Origin of the sequence: Vibrio splendidus 12E03 (assembly GCF_000272105.2) — a bacterium.
Lineage (GTDB): Bacteria > Pseudomonadota > Gammaproteobacteria > Enterobacterales > Vibrionaceae > Vibrio > Vibrio splendidus_I.
In genome coordinates this window covers 1-5,761 of record NZ_AJZD02000128.1, presented here as the reverse complement: position 1 = coordinate 5,761, position 5,761 = coordinate 1, and the positions used below count along the sequence as shown (strand labels likewise).

5 protein-coding genes are annotated in these 5,761 nt (G+C 53.4%); all 5 read left to right on the top strand.

What is annotated here, in order from left to right; genetic code table 11:
* Nucleotides 1–1,048 (top strand): type II secretion system protein GspD (locus A142_RS24945; protein ID WP_019820696.1); only part of this gene is annotated, 1,048 nt, incomplete at its 5' end.
* On the top strand, nucleotides 1,045–2,229 hold the full coding sequence (locus A142_RS10095; RefSeq protein ID WP_019820695.1) for a hypothetical protein: 1,185 nt from the start codon (nucleotides 1,045–1,047) through the stop codon (nucleotides 2,227–2,229). The genes A142_RS24945 and A142_RS10095, both read left to right, overlap by 4 nt.
* 1 nt (nucleotide 2,230) lies before the next feature.
* On the top strand, nucleotides 2,231–2,935 hold the full coding sequence (locus A142_RS10090; protein ID WP_019820694.1) for a hypothetical protein: 705 nt from the start codon (nucleotides 2,231–2,233) through the stop codon (nucleotides 2,933–2,935).
* Nucleotides 2,935–4,620: a GspE/PulE family protein gene (locus A142_RS10085; protein ID WP_019820693.1), complete on the top strand. Its 1,686-nt coding sequence runs from the start codon at nucleotides 2,935–2,937 to the stop codon at nucleotides 4,618–4,620. The genes A142_RS10090 and A142_RS10085 overlap by 1 nt, the downstream gene beginning before the upstream one ends.
* Nucleotides 4,604–5,596 carry a type II secretion system F family protein gene (locus A142_RS10080; RefSeq protein WP_019820692.1) on the top strand — a complete coding sequence of 331 codons (993 nt, stop codon included), beginning with the start codon at nucleotides 4,604–4,606 and terminating at the stop codon, nucleotides 5,594–5,596. Before A142_RS10085 ends, A142_RS10080 begins: the two co-directional genes overlap by 17 nt.
* Nucleotides 5,597–5,761: the final 165 nt, after the last annotated feature.

The window sequence follows — 5,761 nt, the reverse complement described above, 5'->3', positions numbered from 1 at the left end:
TCGCACGTTTGAACTGGAATTGCCGCCAGGGATGCTCAGCGACCAGATTGGCAGCGGTGAAAGCAGCGAAGGCGGAGACGATGAGGAAGCCTCTGCGAAAGTGGACGGGCAATACGTCACCTTGTCGAGCAGCAATGTGGATGTGTTTGGGGAGGTGGCGCTGGGCGTGAAAGCATTGCTGCAACTCGACCCGGATTTAACCGGAGAGGGAGATGCACAAGAATCCTTAGTGGGCTCTGTGCAAGCGGTGCCGTCCCTGTCTCGCTTAGTGGTACGCACCACGCCAGGGCGTATGCGTGAAGTGGTGGCGTTCGTTTCGCAGTCGAAACAATCGCTGACTCGCCAAGTGGCCTTGGAAGTGCAAGTGCTCGAATTTCGTTCCAACCTTGGCCATGACCGAGGGATTGACTGGAATATTATTCGCGATATTGGTGGCGACAGCAGCTTGAGCTTTTTCATTCCTGGCACCAGTTTGGTTTCTGGCTCATCGAGTCCTGGGTTTGCGTTTACCGGCGGCGGTAAGTGGTCCGGCTCGACGGCCTTGATAAATGCATTGAACCAGCAAGGGCAGGTATCCACGGAAACGCCTATTACGATATTGGTGCAAAACCATCAAACCAACCACATCACACAAGAGCGCATCATCGAGTTTGTTGAAAACATCAGCTCAGACAGTGATGAGGGCGTTATCACCACTGATACGGAGCGTGGTAAGCGCAGTGAAGGCGTCGATTTCATTGTCGTTCCGAACATTCAGCGCGACCACGTTTACCTTCGAACTTCGGGCATGTTAACCAAAATTGAATCGCTGGAGACGCAAGAGGTGGGCGGTGAAACCTTGGTCTTCCCACAAATGCGTGAGGCCAAAATCAACTTTGCCAACAAGCTCAAATACGGACAAACGATTGTGGTGGCCTCTGTGTCACAAATCGACACCACGACAGAAGAAAGTACCTTCCTGGGCATCCCCTTTTTAGGCGGTAACAGTGCGGTGAAACAGCGCGTCGATACGCTGGTGCTCCTCACTCCACGGAGGGCGGACGGATGATGGAATTACTGTCTCTTCCCCATCACGGTCACGCAACTAAGACGATTCGTCGCCTGAAAAGCCGTAGCCAGCAGCCTTATCAGTACGTGTCGCAGCGTGGTGACTGGGTCTGTCTGTATGGCAGTGATTGTGAAGGCGTGGCGCGCAGCGAGTGGTGGCTCGATGTGTTAACCGCGCGCGGCCTGCTCCATGAGCAAGAGGCTGGTGAGCAAAGTGTCACCATTATCGAGAATATCGGAGACCTGTGGCACGCGACCCTGATTGACGCGGGAGTGGTGCGCCAAATCTGGACTGACACGCACTATCACTTGTGCGCAGCAAACGCAGGCGCCTCACATATTTTCTTGGTTGAATCTTTGCAAGCTGAGTCAGTGAGTGAAAACCATGAGCGCATAGTGCCGCCAAGCGACCAAGAGCTGAGCTTACTGGAGCTGTACCGGTTAACGCCACCCGCTCAACCCTTAAACAATCGCAGAGTGATAATTGGAGTGAGCGTGTTGCTCGCCGCAGTGATCGCTTTAACGCTTTATGTTCAGCGCTCTGACTCTAACGAGCCTGCGACTTCTCAAGTGAGTCATGAGAGCGTCTCGCCTGAGTTAAAAGCGCTCCCGCCATGGGGAATGTATCGCTTGGTACTGCATGAAACGGTCAGCGCACAGACGGTCATGGAAGGGGCGCTATTGAGCACGACTCACCTTGCCCTGCTACCTCCTAGTTGGAAAACCAAAGGCTTGACTCAACAAGGCGCAGAGCTGACGGCCACTATTGAGCGTGAGCCTAATGGCCTTATTGGTGTGTGGCAACAATGGCTGCGTCAACATGACTCATTTTCTTTGTTTTTGAGCAACGATGGGGACCAACACACGCTGCGTTTACCCCTCGCGTCTGGATTGCCTTACTGGCAGTCACACGTGATGCCGATGCAGCCGACAGACCAGCGCTTACAAGACGCGCTCGTGACCATGGGTTTTATCGCGCAGCAAAGCAGTGATAAGTCATCAAGCACTTGGCAAAGTAAAACATGGGAGGTGACGCATCAAGGGGTGAGCGCCTCAGAGCTTAACACCTTGGCGGCGCTGTTTGCGGTCATGCCAGTCTCGATGAAAGCGCTCACGCTAAAACCGGTGAGCCCACATCGTTGGTCACTCTCTTTTTCCATCACTTTATATGGAGGTCTCTAATATGACCCTTCCCCCAGTCAAAATTGGTCTCATCGCCTTGATGGGCGTAGCGGCCGTAGCCATGGGCTACACCACGTTATTTCCTGACGTTGAGTCTGAGTACGCGGGTGCGCCCGCGGAGCACGCCGAGCAAGACAATCCTATTGAGTTGGGTAGTGAGGCGCTCGCCTCAACGTCTTTATCAACATTAAGTGCAGAAGCGCCGATGGTTCTGGACGCAAAGCTGAACCAGCCTGTAGAGGCCACAACTGACGCCTTGGGTGTTGCGCTTGCGCAATTTAACCTTGAGCCAGAGTTGGTCGCGCCCTTGCCACCTCTTAGCGACGATATTGAGACGTACCTTAATAAGCTGTCTGAGCTCAACATGGCGACGCTTGATGCGCAGGTGCGGGAGCAAAATTTACGCTCGCAACCGGACAGTCTGCAAACCGAGTTGAGCCTCATCGGTGCCCCCGTCAGCATAACCCCGGTGGTGAGTACGCCTTCAAGAGCGTCAAAGGAGGTGCAAACCGCCGGCTTGATGTTGGGCAGTCTTGTGCAAATCGACAACGGCGCGTGGCAAGCCCGCATTAACGTGCATGGCCGTTGGCATAAAGTGCAAAAAGGCACCGTGGTCGGAACCTTGTCGATTATCAGCGTGAGTGAGCAAGGCGTTCGTTTACGTGATAACGGCGCGCCGCGCTTTCTACGCATGGAGGATTTTTGATGAATGAATCCAGACATGACCTGTCTTTATTGCACGACCAAACCTTACTTGAGCTGTGCATCGAAGATGGCCACACCATTGTGGATGAGGAGGGGGTGATTTGGGTGGACTGTTATGACAGCCCAAAACACGCCGATATTCGCCGTTACGTACAAGAGACGGAATCGCTCAGTGGCGGGCGCTTTTTTGCTCGTGCCCCGATGGTGAAATTAACCGATGAAACGCGTGTGCAAACCTTACTAGATATGGCGCGCACGCTACTTAATCAAGAGACGCAAGCCGCGTTGGAGTCGGCCTATGGCGATAAACTGACGCAGCTTTGCCAAGCCGCGGTGGAGGTCAAAGCCTCAGACATTCACCTTGAAGTGCATCGCAACAGTACTCAGATTTTACTGCGCGTGGATGGGCGCCGTGAAAGGCTCAAAACCTTTGCTGGCGGGGAGAGCGCTGAGCGACTTGACCGGGCGATGGGTCAATCCTTAGCGGCGTACACGTTCAGCTTAGGTAACTCCAACTACTCTCCTAGGTTGCCACTTAATGACCGCTTTGAACTCCCTTGCTCCGTCACAAAGCTGGATGAGGAGGGAGAAAGTCACCGCGTCACTATTATGGTGGAGTGGCGCGTCGCGATGATGCCGCTCAGTCACGGCATTAAATTGGTACTGCGTTGTTTGACGCCCCTTGGGGAGCCTCTCACGCTTGATAATATGGATTTGTTGCCTGCTCAACGTGATTTGCTGGAAAGTAAAATGCAGCGCCGTTCAGGCATTATTGTGCTCACCGGCCCAATGGGCTCAGGAAAAACCTCGTTAGTGTACGCCTTGTTTGACACGGTTGACCGCGTGGCGCGTTGCTGCCATACGCTCGAAGACCCGATTGAGTTTGAGCAAGCAGGCATCACGAAAACCTTGGTTGAACCTAAGCGTGAGTTGGTCGATGGCTCGGGGCAATACCTGGACTACACCTTCTATGCCTTAGAGCAGCTTCGTCAAGACATCGACATCACCTCGTTTGGTGAGCTTCGAAGTCATGACACCACCAAAGAGTTTACGCGCAAAGGCGAAACGGGTGGTTTAGCCCTCTCGACCTTGCACGCCAACAGCGCGCTAGGGGTGCCGGCTATTTTTATTGAGCAGCTCGGCATTCCGTCTTCCATTGTTTCTGCGCCAGGATTGATGCAGCTCTTTACCCACCAAAAGCTGGTGCGAAAGTTGTGTCCGCACTGCGCCTTAACCCTGGATGAAGCGAAAGCGGTCTATGACCATCACGATGAGCAAGCCGCCTATCAAACCAAGTTGACTCAAGTTTCAACGCTGTTACCCGAGGCGCATCATCAAGTGCGCGTAAAGCATCCTGCTGGCTGCAAGTATTGCCGTCAAACGGGTGAAAGTGGCCGTTTGTTGGTGTTGGAGCTTATCGCCATCGAAGATGCGGACCGCGAGTTCATCAAAGCGCAGGACTATTTGGGTTGGAGTCGTTACCTGCAGACGCAAGGTTGGCCCGATATTCGTCGCCATACCCTTCATCGTATCGCCCTTGGTCAAGTGGACATTGCGTCCGCCTCTGAGCAAGTGGATGGCTTGATGCCGGTGTCCTCTCAATCTTTATATCAACAAATCGGTCAAGAGATGGATGAGCAGGCGAACGCAGACCAAACGGAGGTCAATCATGTCGGTGTCTCTTGAACAGTGGTTGTTTGACAAAAAAGACCAAACCGCCCTCCTTGAGCAGTGGCGTACCTGCGCGCAGTACGGCATGACCACCAAGGATTTTTGCCAAAAGCTGGCAAGCAGTGGTTCGGGGAGCACGCAAAAAATTGGTCAAGCGGGTCTAAAGGCGCCAGGGGAAGGCAAACGCTTTACCGATGTGCTCAGTGGTTGGCTCTCGCCCGTAGTGGTGTCAACCCTCGCCATTGCTGAGCAAAACGGTCAGCTCAAAAGCGGCTTAGATATTGCCATTAAAGAGCTCGAAGGCGGTCAAGGCGTGATGAAGTCTCTATTACTCATGATGGCCTTTCCACTGCTGACTTTGCTGGGACTTGGCGTATTAGGCGTGTACATCAGTGGTGAAATCATTACGACTGCTGGTCTTGAACACTCGATGGCCAGTCAGGTTCGAGAGACGGCTTCAGGGCCGGGACTGGTGGCGCTGAGCCTCTTCATTGGCTCGTTTGTTATTCAAGCGCTACTCATGCCGATATGGACAGGGCAAGGGCGCGATATGGCCGATAACATCTGGCCATTTTGCGACTATCGCATGGCCGTGGCAGGTAACCTTTTGTCCACGCTCGCCAATCTGTCACAAGCGGGCATGAGTCTCAAGGCCGCCATCACAGAGGTGGACGCTTATTCGTCTCGCTATTTGAAGTCTCACCTCAATCAAATGCAGCGCCAGCTTGAAACCGAAACCAACCCAGGTCGCGCGCTCGATACCGGTCTTTTGCTTCGTGACGCGCAGGTCAACCTGAACGTGATGGGGGATATCGCACCGCTTTCGACTTTGCTTGAAAAAAGCGCCGAACAACACCACCGCCATTTATCGAAAAAAATGGCCACGCTGAAACTCATTGTCCCAAAGGTCATTTTAGTTCTGGGTATCTTGCTGCTCGCCGCCCTGGTGGGCAGCGCCATGGCATCCCTTTTTATCTCGATACAACTCTAAGGAAACACAACATGAAACGCATTCGTTCAAACCCAAACCAACAACGTGGTATCAGCCTGATTGATTTCATCATGTACCTCATCCTGGCCGTTTTTCTCTTTCTTGGCATCGTCAAACTCTACAACATGGCGACCGCTTGGTCGGCGCAAGCCAATACCGTCTCGG

Coding starts and splice junctions, on each gene's coding strand:
- A142_RS10095 (WP_019820695.1), top strand. CDS start 1,045: ATGATGGAATTACTGTCTCTTCCCCATCACGGTCACGCAACTAAGACG.
- A142_RS10090 (WP_019820694.1), top strand. CDS start 2,231: ATGACCCTTCCCCCAGTCAAAATTGGTCTCATCGCCTTGATGGGCGTA.
- A142_RS10085 (WP_019820693.1), top strand. CDS start 2,935: ATGAATGAATCCAGACATGACCTGTCTTTATTGCACGACCAAACCTTA.
- A142_RS10080 (WP_019820692.1), top strand. CDS start 4,604: ATGTCGGTGTCTCTTGAACAGTGGTTGTTTGACAAAAAAGACCAAACC.